Origin of the sequence: Bacillus sp. ISL-34 (assembly GCF_018613325.1) — a bacterium.
Taxonomy (GTDB): domain Bacteria; phylum Bacillota; class Bacilli; order Bacillales; family DSM-1321; genus Peribacillus.
The window spans coordinates 1-20,839 of record NZ_JAGGQJ010000035.1; the positions used below are offsets into that span (position 1 = coordinate 1).

The window sequence follows — 20,839 nt, forward strand, 5'->3', positions numbered from 1 at the left end:
CAAGATGTAAAACCTATATATACGAAACGTAGAGAAACGATTGAGCGTGTATTCGCAGATGCAAAAGAAAAGCATGGTATGCGTTGGACTACTTTAAGGGGACTTAAAAAATTGTCGATGCAGGCGATGCTTACTTTCGCTGCCATTAATTTAAGAAGATGGCCAATTGGACATGGCAAGGTCCAAAAATGGCCTAACATAGAGGGCTCGTAGAGCCCTAATCTCTCAACCTTGGGCCAAAATTCAAAGGAAATTTCAAAAGGGGCTCGGAATTTTTTAATTCCGAACCCCTTTTGTCTACAAACTGAAGCGTACTGCATTATGCAGTACGCTTTTATAAAACTCAATTACTTAATGATGTGAATAGGAGTTCCAAGGGCAACTTCAGCAGCTTCCATTGTGATTTCCCCTAAAGTTGGATGTGCATGGATTGTCATTGCAATATCTTCGGCAGTCATTCCTGCTTCGATAGCTAAACCAAGTTCTGCAATCATATCAGAAGCGTTTGGTCCTGCAATTTGTGCTCCAATAACCAATCCGTCTTCTTTGCGAGTGATAAGCTTCACAAATCCGTCCGTATTATTTAAGGAAAGAGCACGTCCATTTGCAGCGAATGGGAATTTAGAAGCAAGCGCTTCGATTCCAGCTTCCTTCGCTTCTTTTTCATTATAACCGACAGAAGCAAGTTCCGGTTCAGAGAATACAACAGCCGGAATGGCAAGATAGTCGATTTCAGATGAATGTCCTGCAATGGCTTCAGCTGCAATTTTACCTTCATAAGAAGCTTTATGAGCCAACTGAGGTCCAGAAACGATATCACCGATTGCGTAAATGTTTTTCACGCTTGTACGGCATTGTTTATCCGTTTCGATCAAACCGCGGTCAGTCATTTTGATTCCGACTTGCTCCAAACCGATTTCTGCAGTATTTGGACGACGTCCAACTGTTACTAAAACGTAATCGGCTTCAACTTTTTTCTCTTCGCCTTTTACTTCATAAGTAACGGTTACACCTGTTTCAGTTTCTTCCACGCCTTTAGCATTTGCTTTAGTAACAATTTCGGCACCCTTGTTTTTAAGGTTACGCTTAACAAGTGCAGCCATTTGTTTTTCAAAGCCCGCTGAAAGAATTTCTTCCGTACCTTCAAGGATTGTCACTTTAGTGCCAAAGCTTGCGAATGCTCCGCCAAGCTCAGTTCCGATGTAACCTCCGCCGATTACAACGATCGAACTTGGAACTTCTTCCAAAGCAAGAGCACCAGTGGAATTAAGTACACGTTTCGTATATTTAAATGACGGAATCTCGATTGGCGATGAACCAGTGGCGATGATTGCGTTTTTAAATGTATATGTTTGGGCTGAGTCATCATTCATAACACGGATGCTGTTTTCATCAACGAAATAAGCTTCGCCAGTTACAACATCAACATTATTACCTTTTAACAGGCTGCTTACACCGCCTGTTAATTTTTTTACAACAGAACCTTTCCAAGCTTGTACTTTAGAAAAATCAACAGTAACCTTTTCTGCAAAGATACCCATATCTTCTGAATGCTGAGCTTCATGGAAACGGTGTCCAGCCGAAATTAAAGCTTTCGATGGGATACAGCCTACATTTAAACAAACTCCGCCGATTGTTCCTTTTTCAACGACCGTTACTTTCTGTCCAAGCTGTGCTGCGCGAATTGCGGCAACATATCCCCCTGGGCCTGAACCGATTACTAAAGTATCTGTTTCGATTGGAAAATCTCCTACTACCATTGTTTACGCCTCCATTAACAATAATTCTGGGTCGTTCAATAACTTTTTGATATGATTCAATGCATGTTGAGCTGTTGCTCCATCAATCATGCGGTGATCAAAGCTCAGTGATAATGCCAGAACTGGAGCGGCGATAATTTCCCCGTCGCGTACAATTGCTTTTTCGGCAATGCGTCCAATCCCTAGAATGGCAACTTCTGGATGATTGATTACAGGTGTGAACCATTGACCGCCTGCGGAACCGATATTCGTAATGGAGCAAGAAGCACCTTTCATTTCGTTAGGAGCCAATTTGCCGTCACGGGCTTTCGTCGCTAATTCGTTAATTTCTTGTGAAATAGCAAAAGTTGATTTACGATCTGCATCTTTTACAACTGGAACGAGCAGTCCTTTGTCTGTGTCTGCTGCAATTCCGATATTGTAATAGTGTTTATGGATAATCTCACTAGCCTCATCATCAAATGATGTGTTAAGCATAGGGAATTCACGTAATGCACTTGTTAACGCTTTAACAACATAAGGTAGGAATGTAAGCTTGATTCCTTTTTGTGCAGCAATTTCCTTGAATTTCTTACGATGAGCAACCAATAGCGTCACATCGACTTCATCCATTAATGTTACATGCGGAGCTGTCTGCTTGGATTTAACCATTGCTTTTGCGATCGCTTTTCTCATACCGCTCATTTTCTCGCGAGTTTCAGGATATTGCCCTTCCGGAATTGAAACTTTTTGTTTTTCGGTTGTTTCCGTATCATTTTGTTGTGAAGCTTCACTTTGAGCTGCTGGTTGCTGTGGAGCGGTTTTACCGTTTTTGAAAGCATCTATGTCTTCTTTCATGATGCGGCCGTTATCCCCAGAACCAGAAATCTCACGAATATTTACCCCTTGTTCGCGTGCATATTTCCTGACAGAAGGCATGGCGATAATACGTCGTGAAGGATCTGCCTCAACCTGTGGCTGTGCTCCCGCGCCCGTTACTCCGCTATTTTGTTGAACCGGAGCAGCCTCTTTCTTGACTTCCTGTCCAGCTTCGGCAGTTGCTTGAACCTGGGCCTCCGTATTCTTCTCACCTTCTGCCTTCGCTTCTTCTCCATGATCCCCTTTAAACTGAAGATTTTCATAACCTGGAGCATCGAATGTTACAAGCACATCGCCAACAACGGCAACCGTTCCTTCTTGAACAAGGATTTCTTCAACGGTACCTTCCACCGGTGATGGGATTTCAACAACGGCCTTATCGTTTTGTACCTCGCAAAGCACGTCATCTTCTTGAATCTTATCTCCTGGTTTTACAAACCATTTCACTATTTCACCTTCGTGTATACCTTCTCCGATATCAGGGAGTCTAAATTGGAATGCCACTGAGTTCAACCTCCTATATTAAATCATACTTAGTGCTTTGAATAAAGTCCTTTATCTTGCATTACCGTTAATGCAAAATTACTTTCCCAAGCAGGACATTCATTCCATTACTTAAGATTGTTAAAACTTCAAGACTTTAGTCGCCGTTTCAATAATGTCTTTATAATTAGGGAGCCATACTGTTTCAGCTTGTGAAAACGGGAATACCGTATCTGCAGCCGCCACTCGCAGTACTGGAGCATCCAAGCTCAAAATGGCACGTTCGTTAATTTCCGCTACAACATTCGCTGCTATACCAGCTTGCTTTTGTGCTTCTTGAACAACGATAGCGCGTCCTGTTTTTTCTACAGAAGCAATGATTGTATCGATATCCAATGGAGAAACAGTACGTAAATCGACTACTTCGACGGAATGACCATCCTTAGCCAATTCCTCAGCTGCCTTAATGGATTCCTGTACCATCGCACCATAAGTAATAATGGATAAATCTGTTCCTTCTCTTTTCACATCCGCTTTTCCTAATGGAATTGTATATTCTTCTTCAGGAACTTCCTGACGGAAAGAGCGGTACAATTTCATGTGCTCAAGGAAAATGACAGGGTCATTATCACGAATAGCTGAAATCAATAAGCCTTTTGCATCGTAAGGAGTGGAAGGGATAACTACCTTTAATCCTGGTTGCTGAGCCATTAAACCTTCTAAGCTATCAGCATGCATTTCCGGAGTATGCACTCCGCCCCCAAAAGGTGAGCGAATTGTAACCGGTGCAGAGTAACGTCCGCCTGAACGGTAGCGCATACGAGCAAGCTGACCGCTTACGGAATCCATTACTTCATATACAAACCCAAAGAATTGAATTTCAGGAACAGGACGGAAACCTTGTAAAGAAAGACCGACCGCTAATCCACCGATTCCAGATTCAGCAAGAGGTGTATCGAATACACGATCTTCACCGAATTCTTTTTGAAGATTTTCCGTTGCACGGAAAACTCCTCCATTAAGACCTACATCTTCCCCAAAAACGAGTACATTCTCGTCATTTTTAAGTTCTGTACGTAATGCTTCTGTAATTGCTTGAATCATCGTCAATTGAGCCATGGCTTACTTCGACTCCTTCTCTTTATAAATTTCATATTGTTCTTTTAGGTTATAAGGCATTTCTTCATACATGATTTCAATAAGGTCTGTAACCTTTTGCTTAGGTTCTGCATCAGCCAATTTGATTGCCTCTTTTATATCGTCTTTTGCTTTTTCTATCGTTTCGTTTTCTAACTCTTCATTCCAAAGTTTTTTGTTTTCCAAGAACTTGCGGAAACGAACCAATGGATCTTTCAGTTCCCACTCGTTATCCATTTCAGAAGTACGGTAACGTGTCGGGTCATCCCCAGCCATCGTATGTGGTCCATAACGGTAAGTCAATGTTTCAATCAATGTAGGGCCTTCACCATTAATTGCACGTTCACGTGCTTCTCTAACGGCTGTATAAACGGCCAACGCATCCATACCATCAACCTGGATTCCAGGAATACCTGCAGCCACACCCTTTTGAGCCAATGTTTTCGCTGCTGATTGCAAATCAACCGGTGTCGAGATTGCGAAACGGTTATTTTGCACGATGAAGATAGCTGGCGCTTTATATGCACCTGCAAAGTTAATTCCTTCATAGAAGTCACCTTGTGAGGTTCCACCGTCACCCGTATATGTAATGGCAACAGCTTTTTTTCCGCGTTTCTTCAACCCAAGAGCCACTCCGGCAGCTTGGACATATTGAGCGCCGATAATGATTTGAGGGGAAATTACATTGACGTCTTCAGGAATTTGATTTCCTTTAAAATGTCCCCGGGAGAATAAGAATGCTTGCCAAAGCGGCAGGCCATGCCAAACGATTTGCGGAACATCACGGTAACCAGGAAGAATGAAATCTTCTTTTTCCAAAGCATACTGGGAAGCGATTTGAGAAGCTTCTTGACCGGCAGTCGGTGCATAGAAACCTAATCTACCTTGGCGGTTAAGTGATATAGAACGTTGATCCAAGATGCGTGTATAAACCATACGACGCATTAATTCTTGCAATTGTTCATCACTTAAATCAGGCATAGCCGCTTCATTAACGACTTCTCCCTCTTCATTTAAAATTTGAAAAGTTTCAAATTGTTCTTCTACTTTCTTAAGCTGATCTTGAACATTAATTTTAGCTTGTTTAGTTTTTTGAGCCATTTGGCACCTCATCCTTTCATTAAAAAGGTTTGCTATTATTATTCTATAAAGCAAAAATAGTTTGCTTTTTAGTTTCTTCAACAATTCATTCTTTTATTTTTCCCTTAAGACCAATCCCTCAAACGTGGATATGCTTAATATGACTCAATCTTATTCTGTACCATAAAAAAAATCAAGGAAAATGATACAAGAATTTTTATAGATTAAGTTTACAAGATGAATTAACATCAAGTCAATCACTTGGAGTTCCTTATAATTTTGATTTAATAGAATTTCCAGCACTCATACTTCTCCACTGTATTAGTTTCCACTTTACAACTGTACTATTAAAATTCACGTCTTTATCGATTTAAGGATGGCGAAGGATAACATTTCAATTCCCCCGCATATCCCATCGATTCCAAAACTGCTTTAACTAAAGGCATTTGAGCCTTCGGAATAATATTCCAGGAAAATATTCAAACGCTTTCAATTATCGCTGCTGTTAGATTTTTAATTATCGATTTTTTTTAGTACAGGTATGAAAATTTCACATCAAGCTGGTTACACAAAAAAAGGATCATTCTAGAAATTTTCAGTCCATAAACGGACTGGATGGAATAAAATATGGGCTGTGAGTGAGGATCACAGCCCATCATTATTTATATTATTTTGTTGAATCAGCCATTTCTATGCCGGAACTATCATAAAAACTTTCTTTTTTTTGATTTGATTTTTCCGTTAATGCATTAAATTCCTCATTCGCTTTCAAAACTTTTGTATAAGAAGTATTGATTTTCTCGATTTGTCCTTGTAATTCATCCATTTTCAAATCCTCTTTTTTAAACAGTTCATATAATTCACGATCATAAGCCAGACTTTGTTGATAGGCATCATATAAATTATCGTAGGTGCTATAGCGCTCACTCATCACCTTTTTCAATTCAGTAGCTTCTTTTTTTATCTTTTCATCCTCTATTTTCCCGATTTGTTCGTCAATCTGATTGAATTGTTCTTTTGAGGATTGCATACTGCTTTGTTCCTTTTCAATTATTTCTTCCCTTTGGTCGATATTCTTAGTTGCTTCACCTGAAAGCTCGACGATCTGTTCATAATCATCCAATCCAAGTTTAATGATTTTCTCATATTTTTCTTTTTCTTTTTTCTCCAAATCATTAAGAGGCACTTGATTCTCGGTGAAATCACTTTCCTTTTCTGCAGTTTTCTCTAGGATTTTGTGGATTCTTTCTTCCGGTGAACCATTGAAACAACCAGTCAAGATCACTAGAGAAAGAAGTAAAATAAAATATGGGCCAATACGATTCAAAATAGACAGCTCCTTCTGATAATTCTTCGAAGATTCATATTCTAAATTCCCCTATAAGCCGCAGACACTTGTTAAAGCATATTCCGAACAGGTTTTTTTCATTAATGGGCGCTAGCCTACACCCTTTAAACCATACTGCATAGGCTGTAGGGACCGTTTCAAATCAGAGTGGTCAGCATTTTAATAATACAAAAACGGAGGTATGAAATTATGTATGGAGGTTACAACCAGGATTGTTGTTATCCGGTTTCCGTTTCACCCAGCTATGGTTATGGTGATGGTGGAGGCTGCGGCTTTGGAAGCGGCTTCGCCCTGATCATCGTCCTGTTCATTCTGCTAATCATTGTCGGCGCGTGCTTTTGCTAAGCAGATAATTACTATTACCTTTACCCGAAAATGTTAACTATTTACCCTGATTCACAAAAAATGATTTATTTTTTTAAATAGACCTCAACAGGCAAATAAAATAATGGTTGGGATAGGAATTTATCGACTGGATTCCATCCCTTCATTTTTCTTTCATTATACCATCCATTAACTTTCAGTATTTTTTTTGTTAAAATAACCCTATACATATTATTAGAATTTTTATGGGGTGAAAGATTATGCTTACCATGGATGATTTTGTTAATGAAGACGATCCAATCTTAAGGCAAGTCGCGGTAGAGGTTCCGCTTCCGGCATCATATGAAGATAAACAACTTTTAGCCAGCCTGATGGAATATGTCCAAAACAGCCAGAAGCCCGATATTGCTGCTCTATACGGGTTAAGGGCAGGAATTGGCTTGGCTGCACCGCAAGTGAATGTTTCAAAAAGGATGATTGCGGTTCATTTGAAAGAAGATGATCAACTATATAGCTATGCACTTTTCAACCCTAAACTCATTAGCCATTCAGTGGAAAAAGCATACTTGACATCCGGAGAAGGCTGCCTTTCCGTAAATCGTCCCGTTTCCGGCTATGTGCCCCGTTATGCTCGAATAACGGTTGTGGGTACGGACCTGGAAGGAAACTCGGTTCAACTCCGCCTGAAAGGCATCGCAGCCATTTGCTTTCAACATGAAATCGACCACCTTAATGGAATCATGTTCTATGATCATATCAACCCGGAAGACCCTTATGCCATTCCGGAAAATTCCATTGCCGTGGAAAGGTGACGTAATAAGCAAAACCCCCGCCTGTTGGTTGACGGGGGTTTTGTTTTTTATATCAGTTCAAGTTCCTTCAAACCAAAAAGTATGCCGTCATCATCGACATCCTTCGTTACAAAGTCGGCCTCTTGCTTCACCAGTTGACCGGCATTCCCCATTGCCACGCCATATCCCGCTACTTTTAACATCTCTATATCATTTAAGCCATCTCCAAAGGCGTAAACATCCTCCAGAGCAAACCCGACTTTTTCCATTAATATTTTTATGCCTTCAGCTTTTGAACCCCCGAATGGAAGTACATCCGTCGAATACTCATGCCATCTAATGAAGTGAAAGTCATCATATTTCCCAACAAAGTTCCCTTCTTCATCTTCCGAGCAGAATAACAAGGCTTGGTATATATCATGATCCTCATAAAAATCTGCCACATGTTCAGGGTGGGGAAACTTCAGGCTGCTTAATGCCTCTTCAATTCGGCTATGATGTGGCACACTCGATTTCATTGTCTCCTCATTCATGAAAACGATCGGTATTTCATTATTTTCAGCATGTTCGTGGAGCCGTTTTATCTCAGGTATGCTCAAAGGGTTTTTATAAACGACTTTCCCTTCAAAAACAACGTATTGTCCATTGAAACTTACGAATGTATCGATGCCAAGCTCTTCCCTTAAAGACTCGAACATGAACGGAGCCCTCCCTGTGGCTATCGCTACAAAAACCCCGCTATCCTGCAGTTGTTTAATGGCTTTTTTTGTTGAAGCAGGTAACTTTTTTTCATGATCAAGCAATGTTCCGTCAATATCAAAGAATACGATTTTCACTAACGATTCACTTCCAATTCATTCATTTTTTCCTTTTTTAATATGTACCCATTTAATAATTGTCATCAAGATAAGTCAAGTAACTCTACCGGATCCAATTCAAAGTTACGTTTTTTATTCAGGAATGGGCATATACTATTCTTAATAGAAACCAACTTAGGCTTTCCAGATTACACTTCTCCCATCCTTCTTGCCTCTAAAATCCCAGTTGCTTGTTTGAATGAGCCTTTTTTTTCAAAAATGGGCCAAGTACCTGTAAAGACGTATTTACATTATTGAATAATCCTATACAATAATAACTAAGGGAGCGTGATCGCCATGTTAAAAAAGCTTCGTAAAAAGCTTGCTAAACAGTGGAATGATCTTTTAAGAAAAAAATCTATCGCATGATTTGCCACTCAGTCCTGCCTTGGCCGTCATCCATATGCGAATTTTTTTCGGACAGCCCTTCAAAAACTTGCGGAGGGCTTCTTCCTTGTTGTAAAGTTCTTGTTAAGCATTCTTTCTATCTTGGCTATTATATGGTCAGGTGAATACATATTTCAATCAAAATATGAGTCGTTGTCTTTTCATGAAACGCTGTACACAGTGATACTATATTAATTTAGATAGAAATCGTTTACGAAAAAAAAAGATCCCATGATTTAAGTTTTACACATGGCAAAAACGGATAGGATATAAGATAGAGGAAGCTACAATCGGGTTGATACCAGAATCTGCTATCTATTTTTTTATATACTTTTAGACATTGGTATATTTAATTCATCAAACCCCTTCCGTTTTTATGGCGGAGCTGGGTTTATTTTTACATGATGTTGAAAAACATGAAAAAATTGTTGTTTTTATATATAATGAAAAAAGCAATGCAAACAAGTGAGGAGAGATTAAAATGGTTTTTAAGGTATACTATCAAGCAACCATATCAGAGGTTCCCATCAGGGAGAATACTAAAACAATGTTTATCGAAGGTGAATCCGTTCGTGACGTCCGTTTAAAATTAAAAAAAGAACCTTATAACGTAGAAATCGTACTACCCGTAACCGGAGCATATTTAGAATATGAAAAACAAAATGAAGATTACAAAGTATTGGAGCTATAATTTATGAAATTTGTAAAAAACGATCAAACAGCTGTATTCGCCCTGGGCGGTTTAGGCGAAATCGGTAAGAACACATATGCTGTTCAGTTTCAAGATGAAATCATCATCATTGATGCTGGAATTAAATTTCCTGAAGATGAACTTCTCGGTATTGACTATGTGATTCCAGATTACAGCTATTTAGAGAAAAACGTAGATAAAATTAAAGGTGTCTTCATTACCCATGGCCATGAAGACCATATTGGCGGGATTCCTTATTTACTTAGAAAAGTGAATGTCCCTGTATACGGCGGGAAGCTGGCACTTGGACTGCTTCGTAATAAATTGGAAGAACACGGCCTTTTACGTCAAACAACCATGATAGAAATCAGTGAAGATGAAGTGATCAAGTTCCGGAAGACGTCCGTTTCTTTCTTCCGCACAACTCACAGTATCCCTGATTCTTATGGGATTGTCGTTAAAACGCCACCTGGACAAATTGTCCATACTGGTGATTTTAAATTCGACTTCACACCAGTGGGCGAGCCTGCAAACCTGACCAAGATGGCGGAAATCGGTAAAGAAGGCGTATTGTGCTTACTCTCGGATAGCACAAATAGTGAAGTGCAGAACTTTACGATGTCAGAAAGCCGTGTCGGCGATACCATTCAAGACATTTTCCGTAAGGTTGACGGCCGGATCATTTTTGCAACGTTTGCATCGAACATCCATCGCCTTCAGCAAGTTGTGGAAGCAGCCGTGGCTAACGGCCGGAAAATAGCCGTTTTTGGCCGGAGCATGGATTCAGCCATATCAATTGGACAAGATCTTGGTTATATCGTAGCGCCTAAAGATACATTTATTGATGTACAGCAATTGAATCGCATGCCTGCGAATAAAGTAACCATCCTTTGTACAGGCAGCCAAGGTGAACCAATGGCAGCCCTGTCACGCATAGCGAATGGCACTCACCGTCAAATCCAAATCATCCCTGGTGATACTGTCGTATTTTCTTCTTCACCTATCCCAGGTAACACAATCAGCGTTTCCAGAACGATCAATCAATTATATCGTGCAGGAGCAGACGTCATTTCAGGTCCATTGAATGACATTCATACATCAGGACATGGCGGACAGCAGGAACAAAAGCTGATGCTTCGTTTGATAAAACCAAAATTCTTCATGCCGATCCATGGTGAATACCGTATGCAAAAACTTCATGCCCGCCATGCAGTCGATTGCGGAGTTCCGGAAGAAAATTGCTTTATCATGGATAATGGTGAAGTTCTTTCCTTAAGCGAAAACACAGCACAAATCGCTGGTAAAATCCCTTCAGGTTCTGTTTATATCGATGGAAGCGGCATCGGGGATATCGGTAATATCGTTCTCCGTGATCGTCGGATTCTTTCCGAGGAAGGTCTTGTCGTTGTCGTCGTCAGCATCAATATGAAGGAATTCAAGATTGCATCCGGTCCTGACATCATCTCACGCGGATTTGTTTACATGAGAGAATCAGGAGACCTAATCAGCGATGCTCAATCCTTGATCACCAAGCATTTAAATAAGGTGATGGAGCGCAAAACTACACAATGGTCTGAAATTAAAAATGAAATTACAGACACTTTATCTCCATTCCTATATGAAAAAACTAAACGCCGTCCAATGATCCTACCGATCATCATGGAAGTCCAATAAATAAAAGAAGCCCAGCCATTGATGGCTGGGCTTTTTTGCGTGCTGCCCGATATTGAGCAAGCCTTGCTTATTCCACAATTTTTTTTTCAAAGCGATTGATGTCCGAATCCGCGCCGATGACGATCAATATATCACCTTTATGGATTAAATCGCTCGCCTGTGGGGAGACATTTATTTCGTTCCCTCTTTTGATCGCGACGATATTCAGCCCATAATGAGCACGGATATCAAGGTCAAATATCGAGTTTCCATTCATCTTTTGGCTTGCAACAATTTCGACGATGGAGTGTTCATCAGAAAGCTCCAAATAATCGAGAATATTATTGGAGACGATATTATGGGCAATCCTTCTCCCCATATCTCGTTCGGGGTGCACGACAAAGTCGGCCCCGATTTTCCGGAGAACCTTCTCATGATAATCATTTTGCGCTTTAACCGTTACATTTCCAACACCCAATTCCTTTAGCATAAGGGTCGTCAATATACTAGCTTGAATATTCTCGCCAATCGCTACAATGACGTGATCAAAATTACGAATACCTATGTTTCTCAGCACATTTTCATCCGTCGTATCACCTACAACAGCATGAGAAGCTATCCTGGCGAATTCATTCACTCGATCTTCGTCAGCATCGATGGCCAGAACCCCTAATCCTTCTTCAGCTAATGTCCTGACTATGCTGCCGCCAAAACGGCCAAGTCCAATCACCGCAAATTCTTTTTTCACAATAAGCCCTCCAACGTGATTCGTTCTCTCTTTAGAGCATGTTCTGTACTGAAAAGCATTTTTACGCTTCGCTTCCTTTAAACGTTATATATTCCGTCAAGTGATTGATCGCGAGTTCAATCGCCTTTTCATCAGGACTTAACTTGGCGTGGTGCAATCCGTATTCCGATGAAACCCCCAGCCAGAACATGAATCCTGGAATCTCCTTTAACATATATCCAAAATCTTCACCAGTCATCGCTTCAGTACAACAATGCAAATGAACAGCATTTGACTTCTCTGTAAATTCCATGAATTCCCGGGTCAACCGTTCTTCATTATACACCTGGTGATACATCGCACCATAGTCGATATCAGCCAAGCACTCATATCCCACTTGTATACCATCCACAAGCGCTTTTATTCTTGACTTGACCTTTACCATCGATTCGGGGTTAAGGGTGCGTATTGTGCCTTCTAGCCGCGCTGTCTCCGCAATAATATTTTGAACGGTGCCTCCAGTAATCTTCCCAACTGTAATGACAGCTGAATCAAGTGGATTGACATTCCTTGAAACGATTGTTTGCAGCTGCCCTACAAGCGAGCAGGCAGCAATGACCATGTCATTTGTTTCATGCGGATAGGCTGCATGTCCTCCTTTTCCCCTCAAATCGATGAATAATTCAGATGTATTGGCAAATAGAAGCCCCTCTTTAACGGCTATCGTCCCAACTGGATACTCTGGAGCAATATGTAAGGCAAGGATCATATCCGGCTTCCATTTTTTCATGGTTTCCGATTTAAGCATTGGTTCAGCCCCGCCAGGACCCTCCTCTGCAGGCTGGAAGATGAATAGCAAGTCATCATCGATCGGATTTTCGGTGAAATATGTCAATAACCCCAAACCTATGCTCATATGAAAATCATGACCGCAGGCGTGCATATAGTCCTCGTGGTTGGATGCGAACGGCAATCCGGTTTCCTCTTTTATCGGCAGACCGTCAATATCAGCCCGGTAGCCAATTGTTTTTCGCGGATTCCTTCCCTTCACTTTCACGAATATCCCAGTCCGCCAGGTTTCGATTTCCATTCGCTCCTGGGCAAGATTCGTTATGTAATTCAGCAGGTATTGCTGTGTCTTGAATTCCTTGAATCCTATTTCCGGAATTTGATGCAAATCACGCCGGATCTCGGCAAAAGTATGTATTTTCACATTATTCCCTCCCTATACAGAAAGCGTGGATAAATTTATCCACGCTTCAGGCAATATTCACTTAAGAAATTAAAGTTGACGAAGTTCTTGCATGATTTCTGTTTTTGATTTAGTTTTTTCGTCAATTTGTTTAATGACCCTCGCCGGGATACCAGCAGCCACGGAGTATGGAGGAACGTCTTTCGTTACAACTGCACCAGCCGCCACAACGGAACCTTCACCGATTTTGACACCTTCTAATACGACCGCATTGGCTCCGATTAACACATCATCTTCCAAAATGACCGGTTGTGCGGAAGGCGGCTCGATGACACCTGCTAAAACGGCACCTGCACCTACGTGACAGTTTTTGCCCACTGTTGCACGTCCGCCCAGTATTGCGTTCATGTCGATCATTGTGCCTTCACCGATGACAGAACCAATATTGATTGATGCACCCATCATGATGACTGCGTTGTCCCCGATGGATACTTGGTCACGGATTATTGCGCCAGGCTCGATACGGGCTTTGATGCCTTTTAGGTCCAATAAAGGAATGGCAGAGTTACGGCGATCATTTTCAACGACATAATCCTCGATTTTTGTACCTGCTGCCTTGATTGCTTCTTCGACTTCAGACCACTCACCGAATACAACACCTGTATTTCCTGTTATGAAAGTTTTAGAAGCTGATCCAAAATCCATGCCTTCTAAATCGCCTTTGACATATACCTTTACAGGTGTAGATTTTTTACTATTTGAGATAAAAGAAATAATTTCGTTTGCATCCATTTTATTCATTCCGGTTAAACCTCCTAAATATGTATCATTACTCGTTTTAAATTTACCAGACAACTGCCGGCAAGACAAGTTGAATGTCAATTCTATATATTATTCTGCCCTATTGACATTTTCGTAGGCGGACCTATAACATTCCTTGGTCGCGAATATGCTCTTTCACCACTTCCGTGAATGCCTGGACTTGCTTTAACTGGAAGGCAGATTCATAGCCGCAAAGCCATGTATCACGTTCGATTGAGTGGTTATGCCCATCGAGAAGAGGGATTTTAAAAACATTCGTATCTTTATCATGTAAAGTGATGGCTGGCAGGATCGCATATCCTATGCCATTAAACACCATTTGTTTGCATGTTTCGATTTGGTCCACGACTATGGTGTTTTTTGGTGTCGTTTTAAATTGCCGATGCCACCAGTCCTGGATTTCCTGGTAATAATTCGAATCGCTTTTAAACTGAATGAATGGCCGGTCCGTTTCGAACACTTGATTCAGCTCCTTCATTTCAGTATCCACCAAATAAAGCATATCTGTGAATAAATGCTGTTTTACCCCTTTCCAATCCGGGGCTCCCCTTATGATGCCAATATGCACTTGCCCTTCATACAAAGACTTTAAAATCTCACTGCTCCAGCCAGTGATCAAGGAAATTTTGGCATACGGGTATTTTTGGACGAACTTTTTCAATACTTGCGGCAGCCAATTTTGACCGACAATCGAGGCACAGGCTATTTTCAAAGTGCCATATACTTCATGGTCCATGGCTTGGATACTTTCCCTGACCTTTTCTTCTTTTTCTATAACCTCATTGGCCAAACGAATTACCGCTTCGCCTGCAGGCGTCAGTGACAGCCCTTTTTGTGAACGCAAAAACAGTTTCGAACCCCAATCCTTTTCTATTGATTGTAAACGCTGTGATAAAGCCGGCTGGGAGACGAACAGCCGCTCAGCCGCTTTTCTCATATTCATTTCCTGAGCAAGCACGGATAATAAATGAAATTCTGAAAATGACATACACACCAACCTCTTGATAATCAAATCTTATCATGATGAATTAAATTATTTAAATTTTATTATCAACAAAGTCGGCTTATAATACAAGAGAAAAGAAACGGAATGAATATCCTTTGACGATCATTTTATTGCTTGTCATCAGTTTTGCAGCATCCTTTGTCGGCACATTGGCTGGGAGCGGCGGTCTTATCGGCATGCCTTCCCTTCTTTTGATAGGTTTACCATTCACCAGGTTATAGGTTCAGTCAAATTTCCCAATATGTTTTCTTCTTTTTCCAGTTTTTATATTCTATTCAAGAAAAAACAGCTAAAATTGAAGGATGCCCTCCAGTTAATTCCTTTATCCCTTTTCGGTGGCTTTTGCGGCGGGCTGCTTGCTAATTCATTCTCTGAAAAGGCGATGAATTTGTTAGCCATCTGTCTTTTGACTGTCGCTTTGATCATGAATTTCATAAAAAAACCGAAACCTTCCGATGAATCGGATTGGCATCTCCCAAAAAAAGTTTATCCATCACTATTCGGAATCAGTGTCTATGACGGAAGGTTCGGACCAGGACAGGCAACCATGCTCATGTATACCTTTTTTATAAACGGAGCCACCTACCTTCAAGCCCTGGCCTTTACTAGATTTCAAACTTTTACAGCTGCATTCATCACCTATTTCCTTTCCGGTAACATTGCATGGGAGATTGCCATTTATTACACGACCGGTTCCCTTATCGGATCACAGCTGGCCTTGCGGGTGGCTCAAAAAATCTCCACTCGACAGTTGAAATTCATTTTACATTCGGTCACGATCGCATTATTGATTCAATTGGTCATCAGAGTCGCGTTTCCTTAAATACAAAGGCAAACTCCATTTAAAGAGTCTGCCTTTTTTCCTATGCCTACTTATTCTTTCTTAGTCTCGTAAGTAACAGGAAGCTGATTATAGAGAAGACCAGAACGATGAGATAAATCGTCTGTAAAGACAATGTAAGTCCTTCCTGTAAAACCTTCACCACATTTTCAGGAAGCGACATGCGTTCTTCACTGTTCAACAGTTTATTTGCCGTATTTATCGTCACTCCCGATCCGGCTGGCGCATGCTCGTTCAAATAGGCTTGAAGTCTCATATTCATGATTCCTCCAAGTAATGCGGCACCTACCGTATTTCCTAAATTACGCATGAACATATTCGAAGCCGTCGCAATACCCCTGCGTTCCCAGCTGACTGTTTTTTGAATGACGACAATGAATGAGGTAGAAGTCAAACCCATGCCTACACCGACAAAGAAGGATCCCATGGCAGCAATCAGGGGCCCAGCTTCCGGCTTCATCCATACTAAGATCAAACTCCCTAGGATCAATGAACATCCTCCAAGGAGGGAGGTTGATTTGAATCCTATTTTCATCAATAACCTGCCTGAGACCATTGATGCGATCGGCCAGCCGATCGACATGGCTGTCAATGTAAAACCAGCTACCGTAGGCGAGCGCTCCATGACGCCCTGAACGAATGTCGGGAGGAAACTTGATAATCCGATCATCATCACCCCTGTCGTCAGGGACACAAGGTTCGCAATCAGAATCGAACGCTCCTGCCAAATTTCAAATGGCATCATCGGTTCGGCCGCTTTCTTTTCCTGAAGGATGAATAAGATAAAGGCGATGATGGCCACTAATGCCAAGGATATGACCGGAGCTGAAGCCCATGACCATTTCACCCCTCCTTCTACGAGTATCACCATAAGAGTGGATATGGATAACGTCAATAGCGCTGCACCCAGGTAATCGATATCACGTTTTTTCCTTTCGATATTTTCATGAAGGAAAAACCAAATCCCAATAAAAGATAGTAAGCCCAAAGGAACATTAACCCAGAAGACAAGCTTCCAAGTCAGGGATTCAACGAGTAGGCCGCCCAAAGCGGGCCCCATGACCGCTGAAATGCCCCAAACGCTCGATAGATACCCTTGAACGCGTGCCCTCTCTTCATTTTTATAGATATCACCAACAATCGTCGAAGCCACAGGAGCTACAGCCCCCGCCCCGAAACCTTGTACAAAGCGATAAATGATGAGTTCCGTCATGGAATCGGCAAAGCCGCAAAGAAGGGAGCCAAGTAAAAAGACAACGATTCCAAATAATAAGACAGGTTTTCTCCCGAGAATATCCGAGAGCTTTCCATAAATCAAGACTGTTACGGCGTTCATTAGCAAGTAACTTGAAAACACCCAGCTGTAAAGTGAAAAACCACCTAAATCACTTACAATGGCTGGCATTGCCGTCGAAACGATCGTTCCTTCAATAGCATTCATAAACATAGCCAACATGATGGCAGCTAATATGAAGGGACGTTTCAATTTTTTATTCTGCACTTTTGCACTATCCACTGCTTGGCCCAATTTCCGCATCCTCCCCCATAGACCCTTATTGTTTTTATAGACTTTACCACTAGCAGGTTCAAATATGTAAAAACAAGAAAACTCGCCAACTGGCGAGTCTTGAGGTTAACCATCATTTTATGCCTTACTTATTTATCAGGTGTATTTTGTTTAAATACTTTTTTCAAGATTGCCCTTCTCGTTAAGATACCTTCAAATACATGTTCGTCATTCTCTACACAGACAAACGGATGATCAATCAACAATTCCACACCCTTGGTCAATGTATCTTCAATATGCAGGCGAGGTATTTCTATATTCATTATTTCGGAAACTTTTTTATTCTCAAGATTATCAAATTCAATTCGTTCCAGTCCCAAGATTGAATCAAGAATGACTGGTGTGCTAATTAAACCATGCAATTTATACATCGGATCTAACACAGGAATGGCCGTATAACCGCTCTTTGTTAATACCAATAGTGCATGTTCTAAATTATTGGTTACCTGCACGTGGGCCACGCGTTCAGAAGAAATCATTAAGTCTTTAACGCTGGATTCCAATAAATCCCCATCATGAGTACCGATCATGTTAAAACCCCTTACCATATGTTTTTATATACAGCTCTTTCTATAGTTTAACATATGTAAGCGGAAAAGGCTCATTCCTAAACCAATAAAATCCCAAACGGCGGGATTTCCGCAATAAACCCTTAGCCCTTACTGGTTTTGATGTTAACCTGTTTAAAACCGCATTCCGGGCATTGGTAAATCACATTTTGGTTGGATTGTGCCGTTAATACATTTTCCATTTCCCTTTCCTCACCGCATTCTGGGCATATTACCATTGGATTTTTCATTTACATCCCTCCAATTAATAAGATGTCGTAAAAATCACCACTTCATTCAAAAAGTGAAAATTGCCGATTCACAATAAAAAAGCCGCTTCCAAAGGAAGGCGGCTTTTTGTGATTTTTTTAAGATTGAAGAAGATCAAAGATTTCAATGGTAATCATATCAATATTATCGAATTGATATTTTGATGATTTCCCTTTATCACTGTATACTTCAAGCTCGAACATTTCTGTTTTGCTGAAATATGTAACCTGGCACTTTTTCACACCATCTATTTCAAAAAAACGTTGAGCAGATTCAGATTCCTTCGCTTGCTCTTGAAGACTTTTCAATCTGGTAAGGATGCCCTGTAATTGAGACATACTCCCTCTCCTTTCTGAATAAAACCTTTTCGATAGGTTTCACTATACCATACTTTTCTATCCAGTAGCCACGCTGAAATAAATTCAGAATTATTTAAAACTTCATTCTTTACATGGCACTATTAACAGAATAAAATAAGGAATGGATTTTGTACATGAAAAATTTTCTGGGGGTAGATTCTGTTGCAAAACATTAGTGAGCTTGGATATCGCATTTCATTGATTGATGGTTTTGATTTGGATAGAAGAAATCGTACAGGAACATATGTAATTGCCGATGAAGACATCACTTTAGTCGAAACTTCTGCCAGCCCTTCCATCCCCCACTTAATGAAGGGGCTCGAACATTTGGGAATTGCCCTCCAGGATATTACATATATCATTCTTACCCATATTCATTTGGACCATGCAGGTGGAGCTGGACTTTTTTTACAGCATTGTCCGAATGCGAAAGTGATCGTCCACCCAAAAGGTGCACGGCATCTAGAAGATCCAACACGTTTGATCGCTGGGGCTAAAGCAGTCTATGGTGAAGAATTCAACAAGCTTTTCGATCCGATATTACCTAATCCAATAGATAGAATTCTGACTAAACATGATAGGGAATCCCTAAAAACAAGCGGAAATTCCAAGTTGACCTTTTATGACACACCAGGACACGCAAACCATCATTTAAGCATTTACGATTCGGTTTCAAAAGGGATGTTCTCAGGTGACACCATAGGCATCTATTATCGTGAACTTGATGAAGAAGGTTTGGAATTTTACTTACCGTCCACATCGCCAAACCAATTTAATCCCGATGCGATGCTTGCTGCAGCGGACTTGTATGAAAGCATCGGCGTCGAACGTATATATTTTGGTCATTACGGGGTATCGGAAAATCCTAAGGAAGTATATAAACAACTTCATTACTGGCTGCCTAAATTCGTGGAAACTGCCAAATCGGCATATAAGGAATATGCTAGCTTTGAGGAACAAGTGACAGCGACCAGTAAAAATATTCTCACGGAGGTCGCTGTTCATTTAGGCGAAAAAGGAATCACCGCTGATCATCCTGTTTTTGAAATCATCGCCATGGACCTGAACGTTTGTTCCATGGGATTGATAGACTACCTGGTAAAACAGGAAAAAGAACGGTAGAACGGTCCTTAAGGTTTTTTCCTATTCAAATGCCCTGGCATTCTCTATAATGAAAAAGTAACCTTACCTAAAGCATACTTGGAGGAATGAAATGAAAGACGTTACGCTCTATACACAACCTGATTGCCCTCCCTGCAGAATCATGAAAATGTTCTTTGATGATAATAATGTCGTATACAAAGAAAAAGATATTAAAGCGGATGGACATGCCCGAAAAGAACTAATGAATAAATATGGCGCCTTTTCCACACCAACGGTCGTCATCGACGGGAAAGCCATTATTGGTTTTGAATTGGACGAAATAAAGAAAGAACTGAATATATAACAAAAAGTCTAGGGAAGGCTGTACCCTTCCCTAGACTTTTTCATTATAGCCTCCAAACTTTCAGCTTTGAAGTACCTTCCTTTAAATCCCTTTTTTTATTTTTTCACTTCCATACTTTACGTCCATTATCTTCCAAATGTCATTTTCCTTTTTCAAAGTAACTGATTCAACATGTTTTTCCATCGATACGGGTCCGTCCCCCGTGTCCTGGAATTCCTCCTGAACATAAATGAAATCACCGTTTTTCCCATAAACGATTTCCGTATTTCTGTCGTAACTGAAAAATGGGATATAATAAGGTGCGAAATCTGATCCTAATGCAGTATAACCGCCATCGACTTTCACTACATTCGCTTGGACGAACTTCTCGATGAATTCACCTGTAAAATGTTTTTCCAACTTCCTTTCAATCGCTTCCTTAGTACGTACTTCCTCACTGATCGAACCTTGGTTCTCCATGGCATCCTGTACTAAGGATAGTACTTCCTCTCTATGTAAGCCCTCCGCTGAAGCAGTGAACCCTCCAGTTAAAAATATAAGGACACTTGCAAGACATGCAACTAAATATTTTCTCATTACAATCATCTCCTAGTTATAGAATTTCTCCTAATGATTCGGATTTTTGCCTATGCCTTTCATTACCCGTCCAGATCAAAGCCAAACTACAAAATCACATTCTCCGTGAGACCTT

22 protein-coding genes and 1 pseudogene are annotated in these 20,839 nt (G+C 40.8%); 8 read left to right on the forward strand and 15 right to left on the reverse strand.

Annotation, left to right across the window (positions count from 1 at the left end; all coding sequences use genetic code 11):
• Positions 1–197, forward strand: a pseudogene (locus J7E52_RS22450) (transposase); the annotation flags it as partial.
• A gap of 150 nt (positions 198–347) precedes the next feature.
• Here the strand turns inward: J7E52_RS22450 and lpdA are convergent.
• The 5 genes from lpdA to J7E52_RS22475 form a co-directional block, all read right to left on the reverse strand.
• Positions 348–1,760 carry a dihydrolipoyl dehydrogenase gene (gene lpdA / locus J7E52_RS22455; protein WP_133348424.1) on the reverse strand — a complete coding sequence of 471 codons (1,413 nt, stop codon included), beginning with the start codon at positions 1,758–1,760 and terminating at the stop codon, positions 348–350.
• Positions 1,761–1,763: 3 nt separating this feature from the next.
• Entirely contained in the window at positions 1,764–3,122 is a 1,359-nt protein-coding gene (locus tag J7E52_RS22460) for a dihydrolipoamide acetyltransferase family protein (protein WP_214750619.1), read from the reverse strand.
• A 120-nt stretch (positions 3,123–3,242) separates the two neighbouring features.
• Positions 3,243–4,220 (reverse strand): alpha-ketoacid dehydrogenase subunit beta, encoded by a 978-nt coding sequence (locus J7E52_RS22465; RefSeq protein WP_034314063.1) that lies wholly within the window; start codon positions 4,218–4,220, stop codon positions 3,243–3,245.
• 3 nt (positions 4,221–4,223) lie between these two features.
• Positions 4,224–5,339 carry a pyruvate dehydrogenase (acetyl-transferring) E1 component subunit alpha gene (gene pdhA, locus J7E52_RS22470; RefSeq protein ID WP_214750620.1) on the reverse strand — a complete coding sequence of 372 codons (1,116 nt, stop codon included), beginning with the start codon at positions 5,337–5,339 and terminating at the stop codon, positions 4,224–4,226.
• 646 nt (positions 5,340–5,985) lie between these two features.
• The gene (locus J7E52_RS22475; protein WP_214750621.1) at positions 5,986–6,645 is read right to left on the reverse strand and encodes a YkyA family protein; all 660 of its coding nucleotides are present in this window, start codon (positions 6,643–6,645) and stop codon (positions 5,986–5,988) included.
• A 210-nt stretch (positions 6,646–6,855) separates the two neighbouring features.
• Between J7E52_RS22475 and J7E52_RS22480 the strand changes: the two genes are divergently transcribed.
• Both J7E52_RS22480 and def read left to right on the forward strand, forming a co-directional pair.
• Positions 6,856–7,011, forward strand: coding sequence for a YjcZ family sporulation protein (locus J7E52_RS22480; RefSeq protein ID WP_214750622.1), 156 nt, complete (start codon positions 6,856–6,858; stop codon positions 7,009–7,011).
• A gap of 239 nt (positions 7,012–7,250) precedes the next feature.
• Positions 7,251–7,802 (forward strand): peptide deformylase, encoded by a 552-nt coding sequence (gene def / locus J7E52_RS22485; protein WP_214750623.1) that lies wholly within the window; start codon positions 7,251–7,253, stop codon positions 7,800–7,802.
• A gap of 47 nt (positions 7,803–7,849) precedes the next feature.
• On the opposite strand, the gene J7E52_RS22490 is transcribed toward def, so the two are convergent.
• On the reverse strand, positions 7,850–8,617 hold the full coding sequence (locus tag J7E52_RS22490) for a Cof-type HAD-IIB family hydrolase (RefSeq protein WP_309476929.1): 768 nt from the start codon (positions 8,615–8,617) through the stop codon (positions 7,850–7,852).
• Positions 8,618–9,506: 889 nt separating this feature from the next.
• Between J7E52_RS22490 and J7E52_RS22495 the strand changes: the two genes are divergently transcribed.
• Both J7E52_RS22495 and rnjA read left to right on the forward strand, forming a co-directional pair.
• Complete coding sequence (locus J7E52_RS22495) at positions 9,507–9,716, forward strand: DNA-dependent RNA polymerase subunit epsilon (RefSeq protein ID WP_214750624.1); 210 nt, start codon at positions 9,507–9,509, stop codon at positions 9,714–9,716.
• Positions 9,717–9,719: 3 nt separating this feature from the next.
• Positions 9,720–11,390: a ribonuclease J1 gene (gene rnjA, locus J7E52_RS22500; RefSeq protein ID WP_214750625.1), complete on the forward strand. Its 1,671-nt coding sequence runs from the start codon at positions 9,720–9,722 to the stop codon at positions 11,388–11,390.
• A gap of 67 nt (positions 11,391–11,457) precedes the next feature.
• Here rnjA and J7E52_RS22505 read toward each other — a convergent pair whose 3' ends face one another.
• The 4 genes from J7E52_RS22505 to J7E52_RS22520 all read right to left on the reverse strand — a co-directional run bounded on the left by J7E52_RS22505 (position 11,458) and on the right by J7E52_RS22520 (position 15,098).
• Positions 11,458–12,120, reverse strand: a complete 663-nt coding sequence (locus J7E52_RS22505; protein ID WP_284702805.1) for a potassium channel family protein — start codon at positions 12,118–12,120, stop codon at positions 11,458–11,460.
• Between the two features lie 58 nt (positions 12,121–12,178).
• Complete coding sequence (locus J7E52_RS22510; protein ID WP_396020306.1) at positions 12,179–13,309, reverse strand: N-acetyldiaminopimelate deacetylase; 1,131 nt, start codon at positions 13,307–13,309, stop codon at positions 12,179–12,181.
• A 69-nt stretch (positions 13,310–13,378) separates the two neighbouring features.
• Entirely contained in the window at positions 13,379–14,089 is a 711-nt protein-coding gene (gene dapD, locus J7E52_RS22515) for a 2,3,4,5-tetrahydropyridine-2,6-dicarboxylate N-acetyltransferase (protein WP_214750626.1), read from the reverse strand.
• A 124-nt stretch (positions 14,090–14,213) separates the two neighbouring features.
• Complete coding sequence (locus J7E52_RS22520) at positions 14,214–15,098, reverse strand: transcriptional regulator CcpC (RefSeq protein ID WP_063231999.1); 885 nt, start codon at positions 15,096–15,098, stop codon at positions 14,214–14,216.
• Between the two features lie 259 nt (positions 15,099–15,357).
• Between J7E52_RS22520 and J7E52_RS22525 the strand changes: the two genes are divergently transcribed.
• A complete protein-coding gene (locus J7E52_RS22525) occupies positions 15,358–15,939 on the forward strand; it encodes a sulfite exporter TauE/SafE family protein (protein WP_286198025.1) in 582 nt (193 codons plus the stop codon).
• 46 nt (positions 15,940–15,985) lie between these two features.
• Here the strand turns inward: J7E52_RS22525 and J7E52_RS22530 are convergent, their stop codons facing one another.
• The 4 genes from J7E52_RS22530 to J7E52_RS22545 form a co-directional block, all read right to left on the reverse strand.
• The gene (locus J7E52_RS22530; RefSeq protein WP_214750627.1) at positions 15,986–17,494 is read right to left on the reverse strand and encodes an MDR family MFS transporter; all 1,509 of its coding nucleotides are present in this window, start codon (positions 17,492–17,494) and stop codon (positions 15,986–15,988) included.
• 119 nt (positions 17,495–17,613) lie between these two features.
• Complete coding sequence (gene cbpB / locus J7E52_RS22535) at positions 17,614–18,054, reverse strand: cyclic-di-AMP-binding protein CbpB (RefSeq protein ID WP_063232001.1); 441 nt, start codon at positions 18,052–18,054, stop codon at positions 17,614–17,616.
• Positions 18,055–18,176: 122 nt separating this feature from the next.
• Positions 18,177–18,323 carry a hypothetical protein gene (locus J7E52_RS22540; protein WP_094246583.1) on the reverse strand — a complete coding sequence of 49 codons (147 nt, stop codon included), beginning with the start codon at positions 18,321–18,323 and terminating at the stop codon, positions 18,177–18,179.
• A gap of 117 nt (positions 18,324–18,440) precedes the next feature.
• Positions 18,441–18,680, reverse strand: coding sequence for a YkuJ family protein (locus tag J7E52_RS22545; RefSeq protein WP_034314086.1), 240 nt, complete (start codon positions 18,678–18,680; stop codon positions 18,441–18,443).
• A gap of 183 nt (positions 18,681–18,863) precedes the next feature.
• On the opposite strand from J7E52_RS22545, the gene J7E52_RS22550 reads away from it, so the two are divergent.
• Positions 18,864–19,823, forward strand: a complete 960-nt coding sequence (locus tag J7E52_RS22550; RefSeq protein ID WP_214750628.1) for an MBL fold metallo-hydrolase — start codon at positions 18,864–18,866, stop codon at positions 19,821–19,823.
• Between the two features lie 91 nt (positions 19,824–19,914).
• Positions 19,915–20,148, forward strand: a complete 234-nt coding sequence (locus J7E52_RS22555) for a glutaredoxin family protein (protein ID WP_214750629.1) — start codon at positions 19,915–19,917, stop codon at positions 20,146–20,148.
• A gap of 81 nt (positions 20,149–20,229) precedes the next feature.
• On the opposite strand, the gene J7E52_RS22560 is transcribed toward J7E52_RS22555, so the two are convergent.
• Entirely contained in the window at positions 20,230–20,724 is a 495-nt protein-coding gene (locus J7E52_RS22560) for a DUF3993 domain-containing protein (RefSeq protein WP_214750630.1), read from the reverse strand.
• Between the last annotated feature and the right edge of the window lie 115 nt (positions 20,725–20,839).